Here is a 25883-nt window from a genome sequence, read left to right as displayed (position 1 = left end):
ATTTCCTTAACGTCCGCGGCGTTCTTCTAGCAGTCGCCAATCTAAAAATCCTTCTTCGATTCCTTTTAAGAGTACTTCTGCCGTCCCCATATTTGTAGCCAATGGAATTTGATAAACATCACATAGACGTATTAAAGCAGTTACATCAGGCTCATGGGGCTGAGCTGTAAGTGGATCTCTAAAAAAGATAACCATATCCATTTCATTGTTGGCTATTGCTGATCCGATCTGTTGGTCTCCTCCTAGGGGGCCAGATTTGTATCGATTGACTGACAAACCTACTTCATCAATAATCTTTTTACCAGTCGTCCCAGTAGCAAATAATTCATGCTCCTCTAAGATGGTTTTATAAGCTGTTACAAATTGGATCATATCTTCTTTTTTCTTATCATGGGCAACTAATGCGATTCTCATGTTGCTTCCTCCTATAGGATAATTTCTTCTAAACCATACACTAATTTGCTTTGATTCATCACTTCTTTAATAGAAATAACCACACCTGACATAAACGAACTTCTATTGAAGGAGTCGTGTCTTAAAGTTAATAGCTGACCATCTCCACCTAAAAGCACTTGTTGATGTGCGATTAAACCGGGCAAACGAACGCTATGAATGCGCATTCCATCAAAATTAGCGCCTCTTGCACCTTTAAGAATTTCTTCTTCTTCTGGATGACCTTGAACTGAAGCTTCTCTAGTATTTTGTATCATTTGTGCAGTTTTAATCGCAGTCCCTGAAGGCGCATCTACCTTCTCATCATGATGCAGTTCAATTATCTCAACATCCGGTAAATATTTTGCAGCAATTTGGGCAAACTTCATCATTAATACGGCTCCAATAGAAAAGTTCGGAGCAATAATACAGCCGACTTGTTTTTCTTCTACCAAGTTTCTAATATTATCTAATTGTACTTCTGAAAAGCCTGTAGTGCCAACAACAGGTCTTACCCCATACTCCAATGCTGTAATAATATGCTCGTAAACAGCAGAAGGTACGGTCAAATCAACTAAAACGTCCGGTGCCGTTTCTTCGATTAACTCTGTTAAAGAAGTATAAATCGGTATATTATCTCCTAAGGTAGCTTCTGTTTTTTTTGAATCTAATAATCCTACTAATAGAAAATCCTCGTTTTTTATAATGGTTCCAACTGCTTCCCTTCCCATTTTGCCTCTGGGCCCTGCTACCGCTACTTTTATTACCATTATGAGTCCTCCTTTTTAGTCCATCGATCTTTATCACGTGTATTATATTTATAAAGTACTTTTTGTAAAGCATCTTCTAGGTCAATACCCTCTGAGTTAGCCAAACAAATTAATACAAAAAAGAAATCACCCATTTCATCAGCAAGTTCCTTCTGTACCTCTGTATTCTTTTTTTTCTTAGTACCATACTTATGTTGAACCTCTCTAGAAAGCTCTCCTAGTTCTTCTGTGAGTCTTGCTAGGAGCTCCATTGGAGGAAAGTATCCTTCCTTAAATTGGCTTATGTATGTATCTACTTCCTGTTGAAGCATTTTCATGTTTTTATGTTCTTTCATAAACTCACTCTCCCACATTTATCGTAATAAATATACACTACTGTTGTCAAAAGCTATAAAATATTATAGATTTAGTATGGACTATTAAATGAGGTGGTACAATGGGAATAGGCTTAAAATTTAAGAATATATTGATGATTATACTGGGATCTGCAATTTTTAGTTTTGGATTTGTACATTTTAATATGCAAAATGCCCTTGGAGAAGGCGGATTTTCAGGGATTACGCTAATTCTTTATTTTGTATTTGGGTTAGATGTTTCTGTTATGAATCTTGTGCTGAATATACCTATGTTCTTTTTAGGTTGGAAGCTTTTAGGTAGAAGAGTATTTTATTATACCCTTATAGGAACCTTTTCAGTTTCTGTCTTCTTAAAAATCTTCGATATATATGAGATTCAACTCGGGATTAGCGATGATTTATTTTTAGCCTCACTTTTTGCTGGTGTCTTTATAGGTACAGGGCTTGGTATCATCTTCCGAGCTGGTGGTACTACTGGTGGAGTTGACATTATTGCTAGATTAGCCCAAAAATATTTGGGCTGGAGCATGGGTAAAACAATGTTTATGTTTGATGCATTAGTTATTTTAGTTTCTTGGCTAACATTCTTGGATATTCGCTCAATGATGTACACGCTTGTTGCAGTATTTGTAGGTGCTCGAGTTATAGATTTCGTCCAGGAGGGTGCATACGCAGCTCGTGGAGCATTCATCATATCTGAACATCAGGATGCCATTGCTAATCGTATAACAACCGAAATGGACCGGGGAGTAACCGTCCTAAAAGGCTATGGGCATTACACAAAAAAAGATAGGGAAGTTTTATATTGTGTTATTTCTAAAAATGAAATTATGCGATTAAAAACTATCATCTCAGCTGTTGACCCCCATGCATTTGTTTCAGTTACAGAAACAAATGATGTAATGGGTGAGGGCTTTACATTAGACGAACAAAAAAGACCACTCCTTTAAACTAAAGGATATAAAAAGAGCATGCTTGCATTTTCACTCTGCAAAACATGCTCTTTTGTTTTTTATTTATATTAAAATCATTTTAAAACAAAGAGACTATCCTAGCAGAAGCTAAGATAGTCTTCATTTTTAACTATTCGTCTCTAGACATACCTGTATAGATTAAGACTAGACGTAATAGCTCAAGCACTGCTACCGCTGCGGCTGCTACATACGTTAAGGCAGCTGCACTCAATACTTTTTTAGCGTGTCTCTCTTCTTCGTTACGAATAACACCTAACGAAACCATCTGATTCATAGCTCGACTAGAGGCATTAAACTCAACAGGAAGAGTAACGATTTGGAATACAACCCCCATGGCTAATAGAATAATACCTAATAACAACATGTTAGTTGAAGTTGCAAAAATACCAATCATAATAAAGATCCAAGATGCATTAGAAGATATATTAGCTACCGGAACTAATTTATGTCTTAATGTTAAAAAAGAGTAAGCTTCCTTATGCTGAATAGCATGGCCTACCTCATGAGCAGCTATTGCAGCACCAGCTACAGTAGCTTCATGGAAGTTATGACTAGATAGCGCGACAATTTTGGTCATCGGATTATAATGATCACTTAAGAAACCGCTGCTTTCTACTACTTTAACATCATATAAACCATTTTCATCTAAAATTCGTCTAGCTACTTCTGCACCAGTCATACCGGATGTAGAACGTACCTTAGAATACTTTTTATAGGTGCTTTTAACTTTCATCTGTGCATATATCGGCAATAATAAAATTATCGCAAAATAAATGATATACATTCCCAACAGACTTTTCCCCCTCTCAATATCTAACACTAATTTTAATAGGAAACTGATCTACAATCAACTAATATGATTTGACCTTCTTTGATAAATGGATATTGCAAGCAGAATACATGCAATTGATAGCCAGAAAGTAAAGTAACCAATGTTATTGGCATAATCACTTAAGCTTCTATAGGTTGGCATTTGTCCAAAAACGTAATCAATGACGTCATTATGTAAGGTCCATATTGCCGCGATTAAAATATGGCCAAGTTTAAAACGATAGAAAGGAATATATAAAACAGCCTGTAAAGCCATAGCAAAATGAGATGCAACTAGCATCCATCCCATCCATCCAATACCTCCAATTTCCACATATGTCCATAGATTCATAACTACAGCCCATAAACCGTATTTAACTAATGTAATTAGCGCTAATGCTTCTATTAGCTTCCAATTCTTTTTAAGCAGCCAGCCAAGAAGAGCTATCATAAAGAAAAGACTCGCAGTCGGGCTGTCTGGTACAAATATTAAAAACTTAGCTTCAGTAACAGATAATTGCCCTTCATACCAAATGTAACCATAAATCGTGCCCAGAAGATTTACAAAAAACAATAACCACATAAAGGATTTGTTGTAAAGCAACATCTTTAAATGCATTAACATATATATTACCCAATCTCCTCTTTTTTATAATTAAGTTATTTTGTAACATAGTTGTACCATTAAAAAATTTATAGCTAAAAAAAGAGAGCCAGTTACCTGACTCCCTTAATTTTTGGATTATTCTACTGGCTGTAAAGTTGTTATAAACTCAGCAATCTGTTGTAATTCCTCTTCAGTTCCTTGGAATGTGCCTCCTGGCATAGTTCCAATACCTTCATGAGCAATATTAACAATTTCTTCAGCTGTATATTCTAAACCAATAAGTGGCTTACCTATACCGCCTTCAAATGCATTACCATGACAACCTATACATGATGAGCCATTCTGATAAATTTCATAGCCGGGTGCTGTTTCATCAATTTCCACTTCGACTTCTTCTCTAATTTCACCTTGAGCTTTAGCAGCTTCCCAGTCATGGTTTGCTACAGATTCCCAAGTCAAGAAAATGATGGAAGCAATTGCCAGAAGCATGAAACCAGTTGGTAAAGGACGTTTCCATGGGCTTCTTTCCTTGCTTGTATCTAAGAATGGTACTAGTAAAAGTGCTCCGAAAGCAAGTCCTGGCATAACGATTGCACCGATAATATTAAATGGTCCAGAAGCAAATTCGTATTTTAATAATTGATATAAAAATAGGAAATACCAGTCAGGTAAAGGAATATATCCTGTGTCCGTTGGGTCAGCTGGTCGCTCTAACGGCGATGGATGTGCGACTGTCAATACTAAATAACCGACTAAAAATACTGCTCCAACTAACCATTCTTTTAACAAGAAGTCAGGCCAGAAAGCTTCTGTTTTACCTGGATACTCAGAATAGTCTTTAGGAGTTTTCTTTTTACGGCTAGAAGGATCCGTTACACGAGAATCTCCAACAAATTTCAAACCTTTTCCGCGATGCATATTGTCCCCTCCTTTTAAGAATTATCTGTTCCACTTACCCATTATAGTGGACCAGAAATACCTTGACGACGAATCATGATAAAGTGAGCTGCAAGTAAAGCAAAAAGAGCAGCTGGCAAGAAGAATACATGAATCGCGAAGAATCTTGTTAATGTTTGTGCACCGATGATTGTTTCATCACCAGCTAATAGCGTTTTGATCATGCCACCAATAACTGGAACAGATGCGGCAATTTCAATACCTACTTTTGTAGCGAACAATGCTTTCATGTCCCAAGGAAGTAGGTAACCTGTAAATCCTAAACCTAACATAACAGCGAATATTAATACTCCGACCATCCAGTTTAGTTCACGAGGTTTTTTGTAAGAACCAGTAAAGAATACACGCAAAGTATGTAAGAACATCATAACAATTACAAGTGATGCTCCCCAGTGATGCATCCCACGCACGATTTCACCGAATGCTACTTCGTTTTGAAGGTAGTAAACAGATTCCCATGCATTCTCGATATCAGGTACGTAATACATTGTTAAAAACATACCAGAAAGAATTTGAATAACTGTGATGAAGAAAGTTAATCCTCCGAAACAATAAACAAATGCTGAGAAATGATGTGCAGGGTTTACGTGTTCTGGTACTTCATGGTCTGCGATATCACGCCATATAGGTGTAATATCAAGACGTTCATCCACCCAATCATAGATTTTATTAAGCACTGATGTCGTACCCCCTTACATTAAACTAATGTGTTAGTTATAGCTTTTCCAATTTCTAAGAAACCGTCATTTTCACGTACTTCAAATTGATCCAACGGACCTAGAGGTGGTGTTTTTGCAACATTCTGTCCGTTTTTCTCATAACGACCTGCGTGACATGGACAGAAAAATTGGTTTTTGTGCGCTGGGTCACCTTCCCAGTTGACTGTGCATCCTAAGTGCTTACAGATTGGAGATAATGCGATTACGCTGTCTCCTTCTTTGTAAACCCATGCAGAACTAGTTACATCAGACTTGTACCAGCCGTCTACCTGTTCAAAAGTAAAGTCTACTCGTTCAGGCACATCTGTAAGATCTGCAATTTTCTTCTCAGTCAGTACGAAGTCTCCACCTTCTGATTTTTGCAATACAGGATCAACTGCAAAACGTACCATTGGCATTAGCATACCTGCAGCCATAAATCCGCCAACACCCGTTAATGTATAACTTAAAAATTGACGTCTTGATACTTTATTGTTACTCATCCTTTTCCCCCCTCTAACTTAAAGGTCAGTCCAATGGACATACTTGCTTGAATTAATAATACTAGGACATTTCAATGATATATCAATAAAAATAGAAGGTCAATAATTCCTGCCACGAATTATGAACTTTGTGAACAATTAATGAAAGATATTGTCACGAATTTGCCCATTTTTTTGCAAAAAGCGGGATTAATTGTCTTAATTGATCTTCCAATACGGATATTTTCATTTTTTGATCCATGGAATCAAGTGGTATTGATGGGAACCATATTACATTTTGATCCTCCCCCATTGTACTCCACTCTCTATCAGAAGTAACGTAAAATGTGTGTTTAAACCCAGCTTTTTTTAATTCCTCATTCCAAGCATCTAGTAATGACTGCTTGTCCTGATTATTCGTGTAAGAGAAGGAAGGAAATAATACAATCCTTCCTTTAAACTGATTTTCAATTGTGTTGGCTAACGATAAGGTAAAATCAGCTGCCGAAGCAGCAAATGGGAAGCCATGCTCTGAACCATCTATTAATATTAGTGGAATTATTGCTGTGTCTATATACTCTTTTTGTGCTTGAAAAACTGCGCTATCTTTTCCGTTCCAATGCATGATAATCTCATCTCTCCTATTTTTCTCTATACGGAAGATTTTTCCACAATGCGGAAAGCTCGAGAAATTTTTCTTTATTGTTTTCGTCAATTGCTTGATCAATCTGTTTTTTCAACTGCTCAGCCTGAAAAGATTGCAAGCTTTCTGTCAATATATCTTCTGCTATCATCTTATCTTTTTCACTAATATGCAAGTATTTCGGCATATATGGGTTCTCTTCTAAAACTGCTAGGTACTCCGGACTAGGAGGAAGAGTTTGAAAGTTCAACTGAATATACATTTCTTCCTCTGGGTGCAATCGAAGATCATGAAATGATTTTTCTGCATCCGCGGTCATGATACTACCTTTATAGAATCTAAAAGGTATTCCGGAGGAAGTAGTTACAGACATAATCATAGCACGAGGGCAATAATGAGCTTCCTCCACAAAATGTACATTGTTCAACATTGTTTCATGGCTTATTAAGTAATTTAAAATCCACACGCACTCTCTTCTTTTCATTTGATACTTTTTCAAAAACCAACGGACAAACTCTTTTTTCTCGCCAACTGAAACAGAAGCAGTCACATAACCTCTCCTTCCTATCTTTATTCCATCATGTCAAACCATTCACTGTTTTCAGGCTGAAGCTTCTGCAATTTGGAAATGATTTCTTTAGCTTCTTCACGTTTACCTTCTTCTAAAAGGAAGTATAAGTATTTTTCTAAAAATGCTACATCCTCTTTATGTTCAGTATATGCAAGTTTATAAAATTCGTATGCTTTTTCATACATTTCTAAACGTTCATATGCCTCTGCTAGAAGTGGATACATAGATGACCATTCAAATTGCTCTTGTTTTAAGGCCTCGTATAGTTCAATCAGTTCTTCATCCATCTCTTCCTGTGAAAACAAAGAAGAAAGTATGTAGATAGCATCCATATATTCCGGATCTAATGCTATAGCTTGCTGAAGAAAACTTTCTGCTTCCTTCACTCTACCCAATTTCAATGAAATTTTACCTGCAAATAAATAATATTCTTTTTCAAATTCATCTCGAGCTATTCCGTTTGTAATAGCCTCTAATGCTTCCTCGTTCTTTTCCAGCATTGCATAAGTTTCTGCCAGGAGCATATACCCTGAGAAGAAATCTGGATCAATTTCTAAAAGATGATTTAAATGTTTTGCTGCAGTTTCATATTGTCTAGCTTGGAAAAAAGCATAAGCAGCTTGGAATAGAACTTCAGGGGCCGCTTCCTTCTTTAATGCATCTGTGTAATAAGGAATCGCCTCTTCATAAGCAGCACCAGCACTATAAATTTCAGCTACTTTTAAAGGCAAATTCACTCCTTGTAGCTCATTTTGAGAAGCTAACAGCTCCTCCATTAATCGCGCAGCCTCTAAATATCTCCCCGTTTCAAACAATAGCTCGCCTTTTGCATATTGCAGTAATGGCTCTTTTGGTAAAATAGCAATTGCTTCATTTATTTTATGTTCAGCAACCTCATATAAACCAATCATTTGATAATAATCAGCTAAAGTAAGCAAAGCCTGTGGATAGGACTCACTTTTCTTTTCTATATTGCTTAGCATTTCCAAAGCATCGTCTTCTTTATTCAATTCTAAATATAATTGTGCCTGATCTATTTTGAGCTGATCCTCTTCTGGGAATATAAAGTTTAAATGCTCTAAAAGCTTTAATGCCTCTTGGACAAATCCATACTCTGTCAACATATCAGCTAACTCATACTGCTCATCCGGATCTCCTTCTAGCAAGAAAGCGTCCAGCATTACTCCTAACTTTTCTATATCTCCATTCTCCATTACTCGAATAAAGGGCATCATTCTTTCCATATCATCACCATTCCTTCTCATTTATTAATCGTACAAGAACTTTTAAAGTAGAACAAGAAAAAGACTCTCCTTATTAGGGAGAGTTATGGAAAAGTTATTGTTTCGTGACTTTTTCTATATGTTCAAAGAAATTTGGATAAGAAACAGCAATACATTCATGATTGTCGATTGATACCGATCCCTCTGTAATTAGTGCCGCAATAGCAGCCATCATCCCAATACGATGGTCTCCGTAAGTCAATAATTCTCCGCCATGCAATGGAGTTGGCCCTTCTATGATCATCCCGTCTTCTGTAGGAGTAATATTAGCTCCAAGTTTTCGTAGTTCATTAACAACTGCGTCTATGCGATTTGTTTCTTTTACTTTTAATTCTTCTGCATTTTTGATAATTGTTTTTCCCTTAGCTTGAGTTGCTAGAAGAGCTATTACTGGTATCTCATCTATTAATCTAGGAATTAGATCGCCTCCTATAGTTGTACCTTTTAAATCTGACGTTTCAATAGTCAAAGCACCGATTAGCTCGTGACTTGTATTTTCTGATATATCGATTGTTAAAGATGCACCCATAGATTGTAATACGTCAATGATCCCTGTCCGAGTTTTATTTAACCCTACATTGGTCAGCTCCAACCTACTCTTTGGAGAAATAGCCCCCGCAACCAAGAAAAAGGCAGCAGATGATATATCCCCAGGCACTATTACATGAGTACCTGTTAGCTTTTGCCCACCGTGAAGACGAATCATTCTGTCCTCAACTTGAATATTTACTCCAAAATGACTAAGCATTTTTTCTGTATGGTCACGAGTAGTCTCTATTTCTTCTACTATTGTTTCACCTTCAGCATTCAAAGCAGCTAATAATATAGCAGATTTAACTTGAGCACTTGCTACAGGCATTTTATAATGGATGGCCTGCAAATTTGACCCCTCCACTGATATTGGGGTGTACTGTCCATTTGCTCGACCAATCAGTTTTGCGCCCATTTGCTTTAATGGCTCAGTAACTCTTTTCATAGGCCTTTTTTGAATTGACTCATCCCCTATTAGTACAGAGGAGATATTAGATCCTGCTAATATTCCAAGCATTAAACGAGTTGTAGTTCCAGAGTTACCAGTATATAAAATCTCATCAGGTTCTTTCCATGTAGAAATCCCGTTGCTTTTTATTTCTACACGGTCCTCTTCTACCTTTATATCAACCCCGAGCTTTGAGAAGCAATCAATTGTACTTAAGCAATCATCACTCTGTAGGAAGCCTTCTACTGTTGTAGTTCCTTCTGCGATAGCCCCAAACATAATAGAACGATGAGAAACTGATTTATCCCCTGGTATTTTAATACTTCCTTGTAAGGAAGGCTTATCAAAATTTAATAGTTTATCTGACATCGTAGATCCCTCCCTAAGCAATATATGTATCAAATGAGGTATGAGTAGCAATACATTTAACAGCCTTCGCACGGTCTTCCATCGACTGAAAGCTAATGACCAAAATACCAAATATGTCTTCTCTTGTTTCCACAATACGCAAATTTGTTATACTTATATCCTCTTTTGCTAAATAACCAATAACTTCGGAGATAACACCGGCATAATCCGGAACATCCACATACAGGTCATATACACTATATAATGCTCCTTGAGCAATTGGTAGATCATCTCGAATTTGTTTTGCCTGTGCAAAGTATTCCTCGATATCTTTTTGGTCTGCCTTTTCTATAAGATGCTTTAATCGTAACATCTCCTCCGTCCAAAGCTGAAGCTGATTACTAATTTCCTGGCGGTTTTGCATCGTTATGTCTCTCCACATAATCGGGTTGGAAGAAGCAATACGAGTTATATCTCGAAAACCACCTGCTGCTAGCTGCTTTGTAAAAGGAAAGCTCTTATTTTCCTCTGACAGTTGATGTACAAGTGAGGCTGCTATTAAATGAGGGAAGTGGCTAACAGTTGCTGTCATATGGTCATGCTCCTGTGCACTAATCTCAACGAGCTTTGCTTTAGTAACTAGCAAAATATCCTTAAGTCTCTTTAAATTTTCCTCCGCTTCGTCTACAAAGGGAGTAAGCATATAATATGCATTTTCAAACAAATAGGCACGAGCTGCTCCTATACCACTTTTATGGGAACCAGCCATCGGATGCCCCCCAATAAAAGTAATTCCAAAATGCTTAAGTACTTCAGCAGCATTCATTATTTCATTCTTCGTGCTACCCGTATCCGTAATGATCACATTTTCTTTTAGTTTCCATGTTGGAAGCAGCTTCATAAGGTCGATTGTTATACTGACTGGAGTTGCAAATACGATAATATCTGCTTGCTGTGCAGCATCTTCCATATTAGAAGCAATTTCATCAATTACCCCTAGCTTTTTAGCAGTAACAAGAGAATTTTCATTGCTATCATAGCCTACAATAGTCAGACCGTCTTTCCTCTTTAGCCCTAAAGCTAGAGAGCCTCCTATGAGACCAAGTCCAATAATGAAGATGGTTTGTTTCATTAAATTACCCCTACCTCTGTCAATACTTCATCTAGTTTTTGAAGTAATTCTTCATTTTGTTCTTTTGTTCCAATAGTAATTCTAAGATACCCTGGTTTTCCTAAAGCATTACCACTGCGAACGATATATCCACGCTGCATAAGCCCTTGGAAAACTACGTCACTATCTGCTTTTACTTCCATCAAAATAAAATTTGTGTGAGAAGGATAGAAGTGCAGCTTTCTCTCTCTACAATATGCTTCGAATTGAGATTTCCCAGCATTATTTTTTTCCTTGCAATCAGCGATGAATTGCTGATCGCTCAGTCCTAATATGGCTACTTCCTGAGAGATGACTGTATTGTTAAATGGCTCTCTTGTCGGCTCTAGCTGACTAATTACTTCCTCAGAACCTACTGCGTAACCTACACGGAAGCTTGCTAGCCCATAAGCTTTTGAGAAGGTACGCATCACTAAAACATTGGGATGTTTTTCTATTAACTGAATAGAATCTTCATAACTATTATCCGTGATGTACTCTGTATAAGCTTCATCTAATACGATTAATACATCACTTGGTGCTTGCTCTACAAAAGCCTTTATCTTATCGCTTGGAGTTAGTGTCCCGGTAGGATTATTAGGATTACAAATCCAAACAATTGCTGTGTTTTCATCGATGGCCGCAAGCATTTTTTCTAAATCATGCTCTCCCTCTGCTGTAAGAGGAACAGTACGTGCTTCTGCGCCCTCCACCACGGCATTATGCTTGTATTGACCAAAAGTTAAATCTGCCATAATAGTATTTAAACCAGGCTCTAGAATCGCTCTGGAAACGATTAATATATTCTCGTCAGAGCCGTTACCAAATAACAATTGCTTTTCGGAAATATTCAAATGGTTAGCAACCGCAGCGCGAAGCTTAGAGGCATATCCATCTGGATATAAAGCAAAATCTATATTAGCATTTGCCAAAAATTCCTTTACTTTTGGTGAAGCACCATATGGATTTTCGTTAGATGCAAGCTTTGTAACCGTTTCAAGATTAAAGGCCTTCTTAACTTCATCCATTGTTTTTCCTGGTTGGTATGCTTGTAATCCAGCAATTTGTTTTTTGAATTTCATTCTATTTACCCCAATTCTATTATTATCTTTTTAATAAGTCTGGTCTCAATTGAATTGCCTTGTTTAAATATATGTGTTGAATTTCCTTTTGTGATTTCTCTGTATTGACATGCATCATTAAACGTATGCATTTCTCTAGCGCACCCGGGACATTCATTTCGTGCGTACACATTACCGGGACGTACGACCATCCTTCTATACCTCTCACAGCCCTCGCAGGAAAAGCTGAAGTAATATCCGTAGTGGTGCTAATAATGACAGAAGCGATTGACTCAGGATCAATGTCGTTCGCCTTGACCATTTCTAAAGCAAGACGGGACGTTTCTTGCAATACTTGCTCATTAGAATCTGCATCCACTGTTGTTGCTCCTCTAACGCCTCTAATCAATTATTTCCCCTCCATTATCCATTTTCGTAATTGTTCGTCACACTGTTTTATGTCTTCCATTGGAACAACCTTTATAAAAGGCACCCCAATGGTGTCAAGTAATGCAAAATGCAGTTGCTTTTTCATTGTCTTTTTATCCTTCAGCATGAAATCCGCCAATTTCTCAAAGGGACATGCTAAAACCTGCTTTATATCATATCCAAGTCTAATAGCCAGCGAGTAAAATGATTTTGCAAAGCCATTAGGCAGATTGCCGAACTTTTCACTAAGCATTAGTGCGGGAATCATTCCAATCATTACTGCTTCCCCATGTGAAATCTTTCCGTATCCAATGGATGCTTCTACTGCGTGACCATATGTATGCCCAAAGTTGAGATATTTTCGGAAGCTGCTCTCTTTTTCATCCATTTCAACAATTTTGGCTTTGACACGGATGCCCTTATCTAGCCAGTGTAACAATTGCTGTTTATCTAAATTATTTAATGAAGTAAGCTGGTAAAATTCCTCCACCCACTTATTATCGCTAATAAGTGAATGCTTAATAACCTCAGCCATGCCAGACTTAACCTCTCTTAGAGGAAGTGTCTTTAAAAAGTGAAAATCATAAATTACTTCTTTCGGCTGATAAAAAGCACCTATCATATTCTTTCCAATCGGATGATTAATCGCTGTTTTCCCACCAACAGAGCTGTCATGTGCAAGGATAGTAGTAGGGATTTGATAGAATGCAATGCCTCGCATAAAGGTGGCTGCAACAAACCCTGTTAAATCTCCTACAGCCCCTCCCCCAAAAGCAAATATAGCAGAGTTCCTTGTAGCTCCCTCCTGTAAAAGAAAGGTATGAACATTTAAATAGGATTCAAAGGTTTTACAGGACTCTCCAGTTGGAACAATACAAATTTTAAACGGAGCGGTAAAATTTTCTCTTACATAGTCCTCATGTAAACTCCAAACAATTTCATCGCTTACGATAATTAGCTGATCATAGTCTTCTAGCTTTTTTTTATTTCTGAAGGAAAAATCCTCAAGGATGCCTTCTCCAAGATGCACCTCGTAACCAGAGGCATTTGTTTTAACTGGGATAATCATGTTCAAAACCCCTTTGTATACGCTCTATGTCTTTCAATATCTGCTTTTAAAATATCCATTTGATCGCCTTTAAAAGTATCTAATACAGCTGAAGCAACTTCCCAGGCAATAACGTTTTCTGCTACTACAGATGCTGCTGGTACTGCACAGCTATCAGATCGTTCAATGCTTGCTTTAAACTGCTCCTTTGTATCGATATCGACACTTTGTAATGGTTTATATAATGTTGGTATAGGCTTCATCACACCCCTTACAACAATCGGCATTCCTGTTGACATACCTCCCTCGATACCACCAAGTCTGTTTGTATCACGAACGTATCCCTCTTCTTTGTTCCAAGAGATTTGATCGTGCACTTGACTACCAAACAAGTTAGCCATCTCAAATCCTAAGCCAACCTCGACTCCCTTAAATGCATTGATACTCATCATTGCCATAGCGAGTTTACCGTCAAGCTTTCGATCATAATGAACATAGCTTCCAACACCTGCAGGCATACCAGTAATTATTACCTCAACGATTCCTCCAATAGTGTCTCCAGCTTTTTTAGCTTGATCAATTGCCTCCACCATCTTCGCAGAAGCTTCAGAATCTAAACAATAGACAGGGTCTGCCTCCACTCTCTCACGAATTTCATCAATCGACATTCCTTCTGCTAAATTTAAATTTGCTTCAATACCGCCTATTTTGGTTACATGAGCAACAATGGAAATACCAAGCTCATTTAATAATTGTTTTGCTACTGCTCCAACTGCCACTCGGACGGTTGTTTCTCTAGCAGAAGAACGCTCTAAAACATTTCGTAGATCACGATGGCCATATTTCATCCCACCGACAAGATCTGCGTGACCTGGACGGGGTCTTGTAATCTTTCTTTTAATCTCGTCCGGATCCACATCTTCTCCAAGCGGTTCAATGCCCATAATATGTGTCCAATGTTTCCAATCATCATTATTAACTACTAGGCAGACTGGAGATCCTAATGATTTACCGTGACGCACTCCTGCTGTGATGGCAACTGTATCTTTCTCTATTTGCATACGTCTTCCACGGCCATGTCCACCTTGACGTCGTTTTAATTCCTTGTTTATCTTTTCACCTGTAATCTCTAATTGGGCTGGTAAACCCTCTATTATGGCTGTTAGTTGTGGTCCATGTGACTCACCTGCTGTTAAATAACGCACAACGCTTTCCCCCTTCAACTCGCTAAAGTATTTGTTTTCAACTATAACATATAAACTTAAAGTATAGAAGAAAAACTGTCCGTTTTGTATCGGACAGTTCCTCATTAAATGTCACTAATTCCTTGCTTAACCAAACTTAATGCAATCTTACTACTTTTTTCTATAGAAAAAAGTATCCTCCGGCTCAAATCCATATTTAGTAGGATTAAAAATTTGTTCTGTACTGCCAACAAAAAGTATCCCACCTGGACGTAATGAGTTGCTAAAACTTTGGTAAATTTGGTCTTTAGCTTCTTCCGTAAAATAAATCATGACATTGCGACAAATAATCAAATCGAGATTTTTCTCGTATGTATCCATTAAAAGATTATGCTTTTTAAAGGTAACTGTTCGTTTAATAATATCATCTATTTTATAAAATGAAGTTTGCTTCTCAAAATACTTATTCTTCATTTCAACTGGTACCTCGGCCAATGACCTTTCAGGATAGATACCTACCTTCGCTCTTTGGATTGCATTTTCATCTATGTCAGTAGCAATAATTGATATCTGAGACAATGGTAGATGGTTTGAAAGCACCATGGCTGTAGTATAGGGTTCTTCTCCTGTTGAGCACGCAGCACTCCATATTTTTAATCGCTTATTTTCGGCTAACAGCTTTGGAAAAAGTTTTTGTTGTAATACTTCCCATCTCTTACTGTTTCGATAAAATTCTGACACATTAATGGTCATCCTGTCTAAAAACTCATTCAGAAGATCTCGGTCTTTGTCTATCGCCTCAAAGAAAGAAATAAAATTCTTATAACCTTTTTTTTCATATAATGACGTTAAGCGACGTTTCATTTGGGCTTCCTTATATAAAGCTAAGTCAATACCAGTTTTTCTTTTAATAGATTCGACAAATTTTATGTAATCTTGCAAATATATCGTTCCCTTCCACTAGCCTATCTATAAAGTATAGCGCAATCTATTCGTTTAGAATATAGTTAAAAAACAGATAAATATGAACATTTACTTTAAATTCTTTTTTGTTAGATAAAATATAAAACATAGGATTAGAAGGAATTTAGCAAAGATAAGCAAACACATAGAAAGGAGGTGGTGGTCTCTTAATAGTTGAGTAAAGAAGTTCTACCAATGGATAAATGAAAAGGAATCAATCATTGCATTTAATTTACGGACAACTGGTGCTTTGGCCAAGTGGCTTAAACATTAGCATTTCAAGTTGTTCACATTCATTGATTAGACTTTTAGTCATCAGGATACTCAACACTTTTTAAATATGCCGACAATGGTCGATTGAAATGGAAGGCGCGAAGACTCTTAAGCTAACAGCACAAGGCGAAGCACCGGGTCTGAGCGTAGAGAGGAAGAAGGCTGAGGCCGTGCCCGAAATGGAATTCGACAATTTCTTATATGTATTGTAAATAAAAAAAGACTATAAACAATTTCAAATTTCTTTGAGTTTGTCTACAGTCTGAAACCATCTCTCCATTAAGAGAATTGGTTTTATTCATACATTTAAATTAGTTAACCCATTTGTTAGCATCTTTAGAGTAAGATACTAGCTCTTCTTGCTTGAAGAATAATCCAATTTCACGCTCAGCGCTTTCAGGTGCATCAGAACCGTGGATAATGTTTTTTCCAACAGTTACTGCGAAGTCACCACGAATAGTTCCTGGAGCAGATTCTTTTGGGTTAGTAGCACCCATCATTAAACGAGCTGTAGAAATAACATTTTCACCTTCCCAAACCATTGCAAAAACTGGTCCAGAAGTGATGAAGTCAACTAGTTCTCCGAAGAATGGACGTTCTTTGTGCTCACCGTAGTGTTGTTCTGCTAATTCAGTAGGAATTTGCATTAATTTTGCTCCAACTAATTGGAATCCTTTTTTCTCGAAACGACTAACGATTTCTCCAATTAAGTTACGTTGTACGCCGTCAGGTTTTACCATTAAAAATGTTTTTTCCATCATGAACACTCCTTCAAATATAAAATGGATTTTATTTCTCCACCGTTAAAAATACTAACATTACAGTCAATTAATTTCAATTAAAAGTTGCGTTTGCTCATAAATAATGCAACATTTTGCAAAGATTTCTTGGCAGAGTTTGTTGGAAGTTGTTTTACTTCATGCAGCGCCTTTTGTAAATACATATTACTTATTTGTTTAGCGCGTTTTATACCATCCGATTGACGAATCTCGTCAAGTAATACTTGCATCTCCCGCTCTTCAATTTCACCATCAAAGACTTTTTGCAATAGCGGATGGATAGTTGGATCGTTCTTTGCGTAAATAACAGGTAAAGTAATATTTCCCTGCAACAGATCACCACCAGCTGGTTTACCTAGCTCTTCCTCAGTGGATGTAAAATCTAAGATGTCATCAATAATCTGAAAGGACATTCCCACATAATAACCAAATCTCTTTAAACGCCTAACAGTCTTTTCATCTGCTCCGGATGAAATAGCACCTAATTCGCAGCTAGCCGAGATGAGAATTGCCGTCTTTCTTTTTATTCTTCTTAAATAATCTCTAACTGTCTGATCAACAAAACCCTTGTCCTCAATTTGAATAATCTCCCCGATACAAAGCTCAACCATCGTGTGCGAGAGAACTTCGTGGGCGTATGTATTTTTTACTGCTGTTATGTATTCAATAGCCTTAGCAAAAAGAAAGTCACCTGTATACATAGCTACTCGGTTGTTCCACTGGGACTTCACCGTTTCTCGGCCTCTTCTAGTTTCAGCATCATCTATAACATCATCATGGACTAAAGATGCCATATGAATCAATTCGACAGAAACAGCAACTTGCTTAATAGACTCTATAGAATAGTTTCCAAATTTAGCGGAAAGCAGTACAAACACAGGGCGAATTCGTTTTCCCCCTGCTAGCAACAAATGAAGCGAGGCCTCATTCAATAAGTGGGAGGAAGAATTCACAGCTGCTGCTAATTCATTTTCAATGACTTCCAAATCCGATTTAAGATCGGAATAAAGCAGTTTTAATCTCATCTTATCCACAGAAACAAACCTTCCCCCACTTAAAAATCTTTCTTAAAGCCAATATGTCTGGCTGCTGCCCCACCGCTGTATGGTTTACTATTAACGTTAACCATTCCTACCGTTTCAAATAATTTGGCCAGTTCCGCTCTATTAGGAAATTCCTTTGCAGACTCTTGTAACCAAGAATACTCTTTGTAGCTCTTAGCAAAAAGCTTTCCGAAAACTGGCATGATATATCTAAAGTAAAAACGGAATCCAGCATTAAAAAGCTTGGAATCCGGCTGAGAGGTTTCTAAACAAACAATCATACCGCCTGGTTTAGCTACTCGATTCATTTCTCGCAACACTTGTTTATAATCCGGAACATTTCGTAAACCAAATCCAATAGTTACATAGTCGAATGTATTGTCTTCAAAGGGCAATTCCATAGCATTTCCATGAATCAATTCTATTTGTGGAATTTCCTTTACTTTTTCTTTTCCTACATTCAGCATATTTTGACTAAAATCTAGCCCTTTAACTGTTCCTGTAGGACCAACCTCTTTCGCTATTGCAATTGTCCAGTCCGCCGTACCACAGCAAACGTCTAAGGCGCTGCTTCCTTCTTTAACCTGCATTGCTTTCATCGTATCGCTGCGCCAAATTTTGTGCTGTTGAAAGCTTATGACAGAATTCATAGAATCGTAGTTCTCAGAGATTTTCTCAAAAACTTCATGGACATGCTGTTCTTTTGTTTTTCCCATGTGTTAAACCTTCTCTCAACTGCTTTTTAAAGCTTGTTCGGTCACTCGCTCTAAAATCGCATGCTTTACATTTTCTTTTAATATATTCGAGTATCTTACATCGCGCACCAAATTTTTTTCAACCGCTTCCATTTCAGTGCGAAGAGTTTCTATCTTAGTCTGTAGCAGGAATGAGTTTCGGATATAAAATGTTTCTTCCCTATTTTCATAAGCATTTAACTCTCTTCTTAGAGCTAGGAGAAGTAAAGCTTCTTTCATGATAAATACATACTCATTGTAGGAAAAGTGCTCCATAAATTGTTCAATTGGCTTACTTTCGATCAATTGAATAGATTGCATAAGCTCTCCATATGAGTAATCTAAGTGATCATAAAATCTTGTTTTATGCTCCGTGATAGATGAGACTCCTGAGGAAAAGATTTGAATTAACTCAATTTGCTTCCCCTTAGCTAATAGCTGATAATATTTCCCACTATAATAATCTCCAGCTAATACTTGTAATTGCTGCTCTTTTGTCGTTGCGTTTTGTTCCTTCACCAAATCATGAGCGGCAAGTGCTGCAAAAATAAGGGATACGGCAATGGTTGATTGTTTGTTCGCTTCAGCCCATTCTTCCCCATTGAGTAGCGGTAAAAGTGTAAAAAACAAACGATCTTCATCAATAACAGGTATTCCTGCATATTTTAACAGAGTATTATGCTGTATTTGCATGAGAATATCTTTTTTATATTGTTCTATATGATGTTTAATCAAAGATTCATTCATACACTTTACTCCATTTCCCAATCGCAGTTAGCTTTAATCTGTCATGATCAAATATATTATAACTAGCGATTATTGGCCATTTAGGTTAATTATTTCTTAGAATCACTTTGGATAATTCCATTGTCTGTATGAATAGAAGCTTTACCTCTAATTTTCATTGCAGATGTATGCTCTGTAAACTGAGCGATCATTACTTCACCTGTATCAAGTTTTTCTGAATGGTGAAATTTAGTATCTGAGCCACGAGTCAAGCCTATCACTTGTACTCCATCTTCCTCTGCCTTTATAACGATAAAATCTGAACTAGACATTACAATAGTCTCCTTTGTTCATAATCTAAATTCATCATACCATATTATTTACTATCCTCAAAAGTAGTTATTTCATTCGGATAAACGATAAAACCTCTGAACGTTTAATCTCGTCTGTTTCGTATATACCTCTTGCTACAGCAGTTACTGTCTTAGCGCCTGGTTTTTTTATCCCGCGCATCGTCATACACATATGCTCAGCCTCAATGACAACATAAACGCCATGTGGGTTAATCATTTCCATAATGTCGTCCGCAATTGTAGAAGTAATTCTTTCTTGAAGCTGAGGTCTTCTTGCTGTAACTTCTACGGCTCTAGCAAGCTTACTAAGCCCTGTCACTTTTCCATCTCTAGGTATGTATGCTACATGTGCCTTACCATAAAAAGGTACTAAATGATGTTCACACATAGAGAAAAAAGGTATATCTTTTACTAAAACTAGTTCCTCATGCTCCTCATTAAAAACTGTTTTGAAATGTTCTTTTGGATCTTGATGAAGCCCTTCAAACATTTCTGCATACATTTTAGAAACTCTTTTTGGAGTATCCAGTAATCCTTCTCTTGTAGGATCCTCCCCAATAGCTTCTATAATCATCGTCACTGCATCTTCTATTTTTTTCAGATTGACCTTCGTCATCTGCTGACCCCCTAGATAAAACTGCATAATATGTCGTATGTATCTTAGCATATGAAACGCAGATAAGAAATAATTTTCACTTCACAGACAACACAAATTAATATTATATAATAAAAAGAAAAGAACGGCTACCATGAAGCAAGCTTCACAGTAACCGTTCTATGTACTACATCATCCATTATTTTACTGCATCTTTAAGTGCTTTACCTGGTTTAAAAGCAGGCACCTTGCTAGCAGCGATGTCGATTTCTTTACCTGTTTGAGGGTTACGTCCTTTACGTGCAGCACGTTCACGAACCTCGAAGTTACCAAAACCGATTAATTGAACTTTTTCACCATCTGCAAGAGCAGTTTGAATTGATTCAAATACAGCTTCAACCGCTTTAGATGCATCTTTTTTAGATAAATCAGCAGCCTCTGCGACAGAGTTCACTAATTCTGTTTTATTCATACTATTCACCTCCTCTCAAAGGAAGATAAGCTTCAATCCTGTAAAAAGAGTATCACAACCGAAAACCCTTCGCAACACTATTTGTCTGTGTTTGAGCAACTTTCCTAAAAAAAAAGGTAATTTAACAAAATAACGGGACTTTTTGCATAGTCGCAAAAAGCCCCAAATCATGTTTATAGAATAAAGGTAACCATTCCACGGTCTCCCTCATTTACCATTCTTTCAATTGTTTGACGCATTCTCTTCTTCGCAACCTGACTAACACTTTCTGTTTTATATCGAATGCTTTCTTTCATAACCTCTACAAGAGAAGTTCCAAAAACTTGTGTTTCCCATAATGCATCTCGGTCATGTAAGAACCCATGTTTTAAATCCTTTAGAAGCTGCTGACTATGAAATTCTGAGCCCAAAAGTGGGGCAAATTCGGCTTCCATATCTACACGAATAATATGGAGAGAGGATGCCTTAGCCTTTAAACTAACCCCGAAGAAATTATTTTGCTTAATAATTTCAGGTGCAGAAGGCTGGAAGTCTTGTATTGATGGCAAAGATACTCCATAACCAGTAGTTTTTGCTGCTTCAAGAGCATCGGCAAATCGATGATATGCTTTTTTAGCAGTTGAAGCCTCCTTCACAAACAAGAGCCAATCTTTTTTAGACGTAATCGGTTCATCTAGCCATTCATCGCAAACTTCTTGAAATACCTCTGGCTTAAGATCTATTTGAATACAAGCAGAGCCCCTACCTGGATCTGCTTCTATCACCTCTGCGGTTTTAATAAATGGTACTTCTTTAAATTTTGAAGCCAACTCTTTGACATCTCTCATTTTAGAAACAATTTGCAACCACTCCTGTAAAGAAGTCGTAATTTGATTGTTCACAAAATGATCTGGTTCCAATACATCTGTCCAATCCGGTTTTACCAGTTCAATATCCGTAATTGGAAATTCATAAAGCGCCTGTTGGAGTATGTACTGAATTTCATCCGCAGTCATTCTATCGACAGCGACTGGAATTACAGGCACCTCATGGTATTTTTGAAGCTCTTCACATAATTGAAGTGTTTCTAAATGGCCAGGCGTTTTACTATTTACAACAATAACAAAAGGCTTTCCTATTTCCTTTAGTTGAGTGATAATTTCATTTTCCGCTGATTCAGCTGCTCTTCTTGGAATATTATTCACAGTGCCATCGGTCGTCACTACAATTCCGATTGTGGAATGATCGCGTATGACTTTGTCAGTCCCAATTCTCGCTGCTTCTTCAAACGGAATAGCGTCATTGTGCCATGGTGTATGGACAAGTTTTTGCCCCTCTTCACCTGAGTGGGTTTTAATACCATCAATCATATAACCTACACAATCTACTAATCTAATTTGCAGCCGCAGTTGTTCTTCCCCCAAGTATATATTAGTGCCATGGGCTGGAACGAACTTAGGTTCTGCAGTCATGATGACGTTTCCAGGAGAGCTTTGTGGAAGTTCGTCTTGTGCTCGTAATCGTTCTGATTCCTCAACAATATTCGGTATTACAACTAGCTCCATTACTCTTTTGACAAACGTAGATTTACCTACCCTAACCGGACCTACTACACCAAGATACACATCGCCATTTGTTCTTTCTGCTATTTGTTCATACAGTTTACTAGACATCGGTATTCTCCTTTCTTCGCAATTTAATATATGCACTAAAAAAACGTTTCATGCATAACACATGAAACGTTTCCTATGTTGTTATTTATTGAGCATAAAAACTGGTTCGTTATTTTCATCGACTGTATATGGCAATGAATATGCAGGAACTATTGCGAAGTTGTCTGTTAGCAGAAAACGTATATCATCACCTGGCTTCACATTGACTTCTGTGTCTTGTAGCATTCGATTTAGCTCAATCGAATAGTCTACATACACTTTTCCGTCTCCAGTAGCCACTAAAGGGAGCATTGTGTCGGAATAAGGGCTTTGAACAGATAATTCATTCTTGTAGCCCATTTTTTTATAATCTAGCTTATAGACCCCTTCCGTGATTGTCTCAGCGATAGGGCCATAGCCATTAATACCTTTTCGATAGTTAAGATCACGCAATGTATCTGCAATACGCAAATCTACCAATTTAACAGTTGGATTTTCCTCCACGTCCATTAAAACATACTGATAAATTCCACCTGCTTCGAATGAATTAGCCGGAGTTTTCCCTAAGTATGCGGGAACAATTTTCTTAAAATCTATTGGATATTTTATATATTGATCTGTTTCCTGCTCACGTGTTTTAATAGGCAACAAACCACCTGAAGCTTCTCTAAAGCTCTCTACTGCAGTTTGAACGGAATTTAGCTGGTCTTCATAAGGCAATAGGTTTTCTGGCTCGTAACCACCTTTAAAACCACATCCACTTAATACTAGTACAACCATCGCCATAACTGTTAATAATAGTTTTTTCATCCGAATCTCCTTACTAAGCTTTTGTTGGATTGAAAATGATATAAACCATTGTGATAAATCCTATGAATAGTAATATGTATGCTATTAGACCAAAGATGAATTTTAGGATTCGGTTAGAAAATTTATTTTTAACAAAAAACATTAATAACATAGCCATAAACATACATCCCATGGAGCCAAAGGATATCCACATTTTGTCCATTGAAGAGACTAGTAACAAGAGTTTCCCCACCTTTCATGAAAATATTATATCACATGAAAAAAGAGTTGCTTTTTCATACAACTCTTCTTTATGTCAATTTTTAAAACGTCTTATAATCTTCCAATTCATTTTTTTTCGTACGGTGCATTAGTGAATCCACCGCTTCTTTCGGGTGTACATTTTCAAAAAGAACAGAGTGGAGAGCAGCCGTAATAGGCATATCGACTTCTTGTTTTACCGCCAGCTGATGAGCTGCTTTTGTCGTACGAACGCCTTCTACAATCATTCCTACTTCTTCTAGCACTTCCTCTAGACTTGCACCCTTACCAAGTAGATTACCTGCTCTCCAGTTACGAGAATGAACGCTCGTACACGTTGCTATTAAATCTCCCATACCTGTTAAACCTGAAAAAGTATAAGGCTTGGCCCCTAAACTAATACCAAGTCTTGAAATTTCAGCTAATCCTCTAGTAATAAGAGCAGCCTTTGCATTGTCTCCGTAGCCAAGTCCATCTACGATTCCAGCAGCTAATGCAATGACGTTCTTTAAGGCGGCTCCTATCTCTACGCCGATAACGTCATCATTGGTATAAACTCTAAAATAATTATTCATGAATAAATCCTGAACTTTTTCAGCAGCTACCATGTTGTCACTAGCCACTGTAATAGTAGTAGGATGCTGAAGCACTACTTCCTCAGCATGGCTTGGACCAGACAAGACAACAATACCTTCAACTAAAGATGCTGGTATTTCCTCAGCAATCATCTCAGAAATTCGTTTCAAGGAATCTGGTTCAATTCCTTTAGAGACATGGATGAAAAGCTTTTTATCATTCATTAGCTTTACAAAGTCCTGACATACCTCTCTGATTGCTTTTGTAGGTACCGCAATTACAATCGTTGAAGCGTGATCTATCGCTACTTTCAAATCACTTGTAGCTCTAAGATTTTCGGGTAATTTGGTATCAGGCAAGTACTGCTTATTGGTATGATCTTTGAGTATTTCCTCTGTTTGCTTCTCTCTGTGTGACCAAAGAAGACAATCATGGTTATTATGCGCAAGAACCATTCCAAGAGCCGTTCCCCAGCTACCAGCTCCAAGCACTGTAATATTCGCCATTTTTAATCCCCCTTTATGCTATTTTAAGTTCTAGCTCGAGTAATAATTTTAATTGGCGTACCTTCAAAATCAAATGATTCACGAATACGGTTTTCTAAAAATCTTTCATAAGAGAAATGCATTAACTCAGGTTCATTTACAAATACAACAAATGTAGGTGGTTTGATAGCCACTTGTGTCGCATAATAAATACGTAATCTTTTACCCTTATCTGTAGGAGCAGGGTTTCTAGCAACTGAATCTTCGATCACTTCATTTAAGATAGAAGATTGTACACGCATCGCATGATTTTCGCTTACTTGATTGATGACAGGGAAAAGTGCGTGAACACGTTGTTTTGTTTTAGCCGAAACAAATACTATTGGGGCATAATCTAAAAATTGGAAATGCTCACGAATTGATTTTGTCATTTCATTCATCGTTTTGTCATTTTTTTCAATAGCATCCCATTTATTCATAACAATTATTACAGCTTTACCACCTTCATGAGCATAGCCTGCAATCTTCTTGTCTTGTTCCTGAATACCTTCTTCTGCATTTAGAACAACTAAGACGACATCCGAACGTTCAATTGCTTTTAATGCCCTTAGAACGGAATATTTCTCAGTAGTTTCATACACTTTCCCTTTTTTGCGCATACCCGCAGTATCGATCATCACATAATCTTGTCCATCAAAAGAGTACTCTGTATCAATAGCATCTCTTGTTGTACCCGCTATATCACTAACAATAACGCGCTCATGACCTAAAAACGCATTGATTAAAGATGATTTCCCTACATTTGGGCGACCAATTAGGGAGAACTTAATAACTTCCTCACCATATTCCTGCTCTTCTATATCAGGAAAGTTTTTCGCTACCTCATCCAATAAATCTCCTAGACCCAAGCCATGAGAACCGGAAATCGGAAATGGTTCGCCTAATCCTAAAGTATAAAAGTCATAAAGCATTTCACGCATATCTGGATTGTCGATTTTGTTTACTGCTAGCACAACAGGTTTCTTCGTTTTGTAAAGTATTTTAGCAACGTATTCATCAGCTGCCGTGACTCCTTCTCTACCATTTGTTAAGAAGATAATCACATCCGCTTCTTCCATTGCAATTTCAGCCTGTTGTTTAATTTGTTCTAAAAATGGTTCATCGCTTAATTCGATACCACCTGTATCGATTATATTGAATTCATGGGTAAGCCAATCAGCCGAGCTATATATACGATCTCGTGTTACTCCTGGAATGTCCTCCACGATAGATACACGTTCTCCTACAATGCGATTAAATATAGTCGATTTACCTACATTAGGCCTACCAACGATTGCTACTACTGGTTTTGTCATTACTATTACATCCTTCCAAACTTCGTCTAAGTTGTATTATACAACAAAATAATAAAAGCAGGCGAC

General features: G+C 37.3%; 31 protein-coding genes. 1 reads left to right on the top strand and 30 read right to left on the bottom strand.

Translation table 11 applies throughout. The features are described from left to right. Nucleotides 1-6: 6 nt before the first annotated feature. Genes mgsA through H9650_RS13850 form a run of 3 tightly spaced genes read right to left on the bottom strand, consistent with a single transcriptional unit; the run spans nt 7 to nt 1537 of the window. Nucleotides 7-414: a methylglyoxal synthase gene (gene mgsA / locus H9650_RS13860; protein ID WP_144536859.1), complete on the bottom strand. Its 408-nt coding sequence runs from the start codon at nt 412-414 to the stop codon at nt 7-9. A gap of 11 nt (nt 415-425) precedes the next feature. Continuing rightward, complete coding sequence (gene dapB / locus H9650_RS13855; RefSeq protein ID WP_191697457.1) at nt 426-1202, bottom strand: 4-hydroxy-tetrahydrodipicolinate reductase; 777 nt, start codon at nt 1200-1202, stop codon at nt 426-428. Then, nucleotides 1202-1537 carry a nucleotide pyrophosphohydrolase gene (locus H9650_RS13850; RefSeq protein ID WP_151110148.1) on the bottom strand — a complete coding sequence of 112 codons (336 nt, stop codon included), beginning with the start codon at nt 1535-1537 and terminating at the stop codon, nt 1202-1204. Before H9650_RS13850 ends, dapB begins: the two co-directional genes overlap by 1 nt. Nucleotides 1538-1638: 101 nt before the next feature. Between H9650_RS13850 and H9650_RS13845 the strand changes: the two genes are divergently transcribed. Then, on the top strand, nt 1639-2508 hold the full coding sequence (locus tag H9650_RS13845; protein ID WP_151110150.1) for a YitT family protein: 870 nt from the start codon (nt 1639-1641) through the stop codon (nt 2506-2508). Between the two features lie 133 nt (nt 2509-2641). On the opposite strand, the gene H9650_RS13840 is transcribed toward H9650_RS13845, so the two are convergent. The 27 genes from H9650_RS13840 to der all read right to left on the bottom strand — a co-directional run bounded on the left by H9650_RS13840 (nt 2642) and on the right by der (nt 25817). After that, entirely contained in the window at nt 2642-3316 is a 675-nt protein-coding gene (locus H9650_RS13840; protein ID WP_191697514.1) for a zinc metallopeptidase, read from the bottom strand. 63 nt (nt 3317-3379) lie between these two features. Next, on the bottom strand, nt 3380-3967 hold the full coding sequence (locus H9650_RS13835; protein ID WP_191697456.1) for a DUF1405 domain-containing protein: 588 nt from the start codon (nt 3965-3967) through the stop codon (nt 3380-3382). A 117-nt stretch (nt 3968-4084) separates the two neighbouring features. After that, nucleotides 4085-4867, bottom strand: coding sequence for a menaquinol-cytochrome c reductase cytochrome b/c subunit (locus tag H9650_RS13830; RefSeq protein ID WP_191697455.1), 783 nt, complete (start codon nt 4865-4867; stop codon nt 4085-4087). Between the two features lie 41 nt (nt 4868-4908). After that, nucleotides 4909-5583: a menaquinol-cytochrome c reductase cytochrome b subunit gene (gene qcrB, locus H9650_RS13825; protein WP_144536871.1), complete on the bottom strand. Its 675-nt coding sequence runs from the start codon at nt 5581-5583 to the stop codon at nt 4909-4911. A 20-nt stretch (nt 5584-5603) separates the two neighbouring features. Then, nucleotides 5604-6107, bottom strand: a complete 504-nt coding sequence (locus tag H9650_RS13820; protein ID WP_144536873.1) for a ubiquinol-cytochrome c reductase iron-sulfur subunit — start codon at nt 6105-6107, stop codon at nt 5604-5606. 154 nt (nt 6108-6261) lie between these two features. Further along, nucleotides 6262-6711, bottom strand: coding sequence for a YpiF family protein (locus H9650_RS13815; RefSeq protein ID WP_144536875.1), 450 nt, complete (start codon nt 6709-6711; stop codon nt 6262-6264). Nucleotides 6712-6727: 16 nt separating this feature from the next. Next, complete coding sequence (locus H9650_RS13810) at nt 6728-7279, bottom strand: ReoY family proteolytic degradation factor (protein ID WP_144536877.1); 552 nt, start codon at nt 7277-7279, stop codon at nt 6728-6730. A 20-nt stretch (nt 7280-7299) separates the two neighbouring features. After that, nucleotides 7300-8544 (bottom strand): tetratricopeptide repeat protein, encoded by a 1245-nt coding sequence (locus H9650_RS13805; protein ID WP_225216082.1) that lies wholly within the window; start codon nt 8542-8544, stop codon nt 7300-7302. A gap of 94 nt (nt 8545-8638) precedes the next feature. Beyond that, the gene (gene aroA, locus H9650_RS13800) at nt 8639-9931 is read right to left on the bottom strand and encodes a 3-phosphoshikimate 1-carboxyvinyltransferase (RefSeq protein WP_151110158.1); all 1293 of its coding nucleotides are present in this window, start codon (nt 9929-9931) and stop codon (nt 8639-8641) included. A 13-nt stretch (nt 9932-9944) separates the two neighbouring features. Next, nucleotides 9945-11042, bottom strand: coding sequence for a prephenate dehydrogenase (locus H9650_RS13795; RefSeq protein ID WP_144536881.1), 1098 nt, complete (start codon nt 11040-11042; stop codon nt 9945-9947). Then, on the bottom strand, nt 11042-12142 hold the full coding sequence (gene hisC / locus H9650_RS13790; protein WP_191697454.1) for a histidinol-phosphate transaminase: 1101 nt from the start codon (nt 12140-12142) through the stop codon (nt 11042-11044). Before hisC ends, H9650_RS13795 begins: the two co-directional genes overlap by 1 nt. A gap of 22 nt (nt 12143-12164) precedes the next feature. Next, the gene (gene aroH / locus H9650_RS13785; RefSeq protein ID WP_191697453.1) at nt 12165-12530 is read right to left on the bottom strand and encodes a chorismate mutase; all 366 of its coding nucleotides are present in this window, start codon (nt 12528-12530) and stop codon (nt 12165-12167) included. Continuing rightward, a complete protein-coding gene (gene aroB, locus H9650_RS13780; protein WP_191697452.1) occupies nt 12531-13619 on the bottom strand; it encodes a 3-dehydroquinate synthase in 1089 nt (362 codons plus the stop codon). Nucleotides 13620-13621: 2 nt separating this feature from the next. Next, nucleotides 13622-14803: a chorismate synthase gene (gene aroC, locus H9650_RS13775; RefSeq protein ID WP_191697451.1), complete on the bottom strand. Its 1182-nt coding sequence runs from the start codon at nt 14801-14803 to the stop codon at nt 13622-13624. Between the two features lie 150 nt (nt 14804-14953). Continuing rightward, nucleotides 14954-15724 (bottom strand): CheR family methyltransferase, encoded by a 771-nt coding sequence (locus H9650_RS13770; protein ID WP_191697450.1) that lies wholly within the window; start codon nt 15722-15724, stop codon nt 14954-14956. A 605-nt stretch (nt 15725-16329) separates the two neighbouring features. Further along, entirely contained in the window at nt 16330-16776 is a 447-nt protein-coding gene (gene ndk, locus H9650_RS13765) for a nucleoside-diphosphate kinase (protein WP_144536893.1), read from the bottom strand. An 80-nt stretch (nt 16777-16856) separates the two neighbouring features. Then, a complete protein-coding gene (gene hepT, locus H9650_RS13760; protein ID WP_191697449.1) occupies nt 16857-17831 on the bottom strand; it encodes a heptaprenyl diphosphate synthase component II in 975 nt (324 codons plus the stop codon). A gap of 20 nt (nt 17832-17851) precedes the next feature. Beyond that, nucleotides 17852-18556, bottom strand: a complete 705-nt coding sequence (locus H9650_RS13755) for a demethylmenaquinone methyltransferase (RefSeq protein WP_154310934.1) — start codon at nt 18554-18556, stop codon at nt 17852-17854. Nucleotides 18557-18571: 15 nt separating this feature from the next. Then, a complete protein-coding gene (locus H9650_RS13750; RefSeq protein WP_154310935.1) occupies nt 18572-19321 on the bottom strand; it encodes a heptaprenyl diphosphate synthase component 1 in 750 nt (249 codons plus the stop codon). A gap of 89 nt (nt 19322-19410) precedes the next feature. Then, entirely contained in the window at nt 19411-19632 is a 222-nt protein-coding gene (mtrB, locus tag H9650_RS13745; RefSeq protein WP_144536901.1) for a trp RNA-binding attenuation protein MtrB, read from the bottom strand. 67 nt (nt 19633-19699) lie between these two features. Then, nucleotides 19700-20269 carry a GTP cyclohydrolase I FolE gene (gene folE / locus H9650_RS13740; protein ID WP_154310936.1) on the bottom strand — a complete coding sequence of 190 codons (570 nt, stop codon included), beginning with the start codon at nt 20267-20269 and terminating at the stop codon, nt 19700-19702. 178 nt (nt 20270-20447) lie between these two features. Further along, nucleotides 20448-20720, bottom strand: a complete 273-nt coding sequence (locus tag H9650_RS13735) for an HU family DNA-binding protein (protein ID WP_144536905.1) — start codon at nt 20718-20720, stop codon at nt 20448-20450. 173 nt (nt 20721-20893) lie between these two features. After that, complete coding sequence (gene spoIVA / locus H9650_RS13730) at nt 20894-22372, bottom strand: stage IV sporulation protein A (RefSeq protein ID WP_144536907.1); 1479 nt, start codon at nt 22370-22372, stop codon at nt 20894-20896. A gap of 81 nt (nt 22373-22453) precedes the next feature. Beyond that, nucleotides 22454-23161 carry an LptM family lipoprotein gene (locus tag H9650_RS13725; RefSeq protein ID WP_154310937.1) on the bottom strand — a complete coding sequence of 236 codons (708 nt, stop codon included), beginning with the start codon at nt 23159-23161 and terminating at the stop codon, nt 22454-22456. 13 nt (nt 23162-23174) lie between these two features. Continuing rightward, nucleotides 23175-23354, bottom strand: a complete 180-nt coding sequence (locus H9650_RS13720) for a DUF2768 domain-containing protein (RefSeq protein WP_225216090.1) — start codon at nt 23352-23354, stop codon at nt 23175-23177. A gap of 109 nt (nt 23355-23463) precedes the next feature. Further along, nucleotides 23464-24483: an NAD(P)H-dependent glycerol-3-phosphate dehydrogenase gene (locus H9650_RS13715; protein WP_154310938.1), complete on the bottom strand. Its 1020-nt coding sequence runs from the start codon at nt 24481-24483 to the stop codon at nt 23464-23466. A gap of 23 nt (nt 24484-24506) precedes the next feature. Then, entirely contained in the window at nt 24507-25817 is a 1311-nt protein-coding gene (gene der, locus H9650_RS13710) for a ribosome biogenesis GTPase Der (protein ID WP_144536913.1), read from the bottom strand. Nucleotides 25818-25883: the final 66 nt, after the last annotated feature.

This window comes from Psychrobacillus faecigallinarum (assembly GCF_014836595.1).
Taxonomy (GTDB): Bacteria; Bacillota; Bacilli; order Bacillales_A; family Planococcaceae; genus Psychrobacillus; species Psychrobacillus faecigallinarum.
The sequence above is the reverse complement of the archived record's forward strand: the minus strand, read 5'-3'. Positions and strand labels throughout refer to the sequence as shown.

What these genes read in the sequence shown, in the direction of transcription:
- aroA (WP_151110158.1), bottom strand. Translation starts at nt 9,931, where the DNA reads ATGTCAGATAAACTATTAAATTTTGATAAGCCTTCCTTACAAGGAAGT.
- der (WP_144536913.1), bottom strand. Translation starts at nt 25,817, where the DNA reads ATGACAAAACCAGTAGTAGCAATCGTTGGTAGGCCTAATGTAGGTAAA.
- folE (WP_154310936.1), bottom strand. Translation starts at nt 20,269, where the DNA reads ATGACGAAGGTCAATCTGAAAAAAATAGAAGATGCAGTGACGATGATT.
- H9650_RS13820 (WP_144536873.1), bottom strand. Translation starts at nt 6,107, where the DNA reads ATGAGTAACAATAAAGTATCAAGACGTCAATTTTTAAGTTATACATTA.
- H9650_RS13795 (WP_144536881.1), bottom strand. Translation starts at nt 11,042, where the DNA reads ATGAAACAAACCATCTTCATTATTGGACTTGGTCTCATAGGAGGCTCT.
- mtrB (WP_144536901.1), bottom strand. Translation starts at nt 19,632, where the DNA reads ATGTCTAGTTCAGATTTTATCGTTATAAAGGCAGAGGAAGATGGAGTA.
- H9650_RS13805 (WP_225216082.1), bottom strand. Translation starts at nt 8,544, where the DNA reads ATGGAAAGAATGATGCCCTTTATTCGAGTAATGGAGAATGGAGATATA.
- spoIVA (WP_144536907.1), bottom strand. Translation starts at nt 22,372, where the DNA reads ATGTCTAGTAAACTGTATGAACAAATAGCAGAAAGAACAAATGGCGAT.
- H9650_RS13835 (WP_191697456.1), bottom strand. Translation starts at nt 3,967, where the DNA reads ATGTTAATGCATTTAAAGATGTTGCTTTACAACAAATCCTTTATGTGG.
- H9650_RS13720 (WP_225216090.1), bottom strand. Translation starts at nt 23,354, where the DNA reads ATGTGGATATCCTTTGGCTCCATGGGATGTATGTTTATGGCTATGTTA.
- H9650_RS13850 (WP_151110148.1), bottom strand. Translation starts at nt 1,537, where the DNA reads ATGAAAGAACATAAAAACATGAAAATGCTTCAACAGGAAGTAGATACA.
- H9650_RS13755 (WP_154310934.1), bottom strand. Translation starts at nt 18,556, where the DNA reads ATGGGAAAAACAAAAGAACAGCATGTCCATGAAGTTTTTGAGAAAATC.
- H9650_RS13840 (WP_191697514.1), bottom strand. Translation starts at nt 3,316, where the DNA reads ATGTATATCATTTATTTTGCGATAATTTTATTATTGCCGATATATGCA.
- H9650_RS13725 (WP_154310937.1), bottom strand. Translation starts at nt 23,161, where the DNA reads ATGAAAAAACTATTATTAACAGTTATGGCGATGGTTGTACTAGTATTA.
- mgsA (WP_144536859.1), bottom strand. Translation starts at nt 414, where the DNA reads ATGAGAATCGCATTAGTTGCCCATGATAAGAAAAAAGAAGATATGATC.
- aroB (WP_191697452.1), bottom strand. Translation starts at nt 13,619, where the DNA reads ATGATTATCCCAGTTAAAACAAATGCCTCTGGTTACGAGGTGCATCTT.
- dapB (WP_191697457.1), bottom strand. Translation starts at nt 1,202, where the DNA reads ATGGTAATAAAAGTAGCGGTAGCAGGGCCCAGAGGCAAAATGGGAAGG.
- H9650_RS13715 (WP_154310938.1), bottom strand. Translation starts at nt 24,483, where the DNA reads ATGGCGAATATTACAGTGCTTGGAGCTGGTAGCTGGGGAACGGCTCTT.
- H9650_RS13815 (WP_144536875.1), bottom strand. Translation starts at nt 6,711, where the DNA reads ATGCATTGGAACGGAAAAGATAGCGCAGTTTTTCAAGCACAAAAAGAG.
- H9650_RS13750 (WP_154310935.1), bottom strand. Translation starts at nt 19,321, where the DNA reads ATGAATGAATCTTTGATTAAACATCATATAGAACAATATAAAAAAGAT.
- hisC (WP_191697454.1), bottom strand. Translation starts at nt 12,142, where the DNA reads ATGAAATTCAAAAAACAAATTGCTGGATTACAAGCATACCAACCAGGA.
- H9650_RS13830 (WP_191697455.1), bottom strand. Translation starts at nt 4,867, where the DNA reads ATGCATCGCGGAAAAGGTTTGAAATTTGTTGGAGATTCTCGTGTAACG.
- H9650_RS13735 (WP_144536905.1), bottom strand. Translation starts at nt 20,720, where the DNA reads ATGAATAAAACAGAATTAGTGAACTCTGTCGCAGAGGCTGCTGATTTA.
- ndk (WP_144536893.1), bottom strand. Translation starts at nt 16,776, where the DNA reads ATGGAAAAAACATTTTTAATGGTAAAACCTGACGGCGTACAACGTAAC.
- H9650_RS13845 (WP_151110150.1), top strand. Translation starts at nt 1,639, where the DNA reads ATGGGAATAGGCTTAAAATTTAAGAATATATTGATGATTATACTGGGA.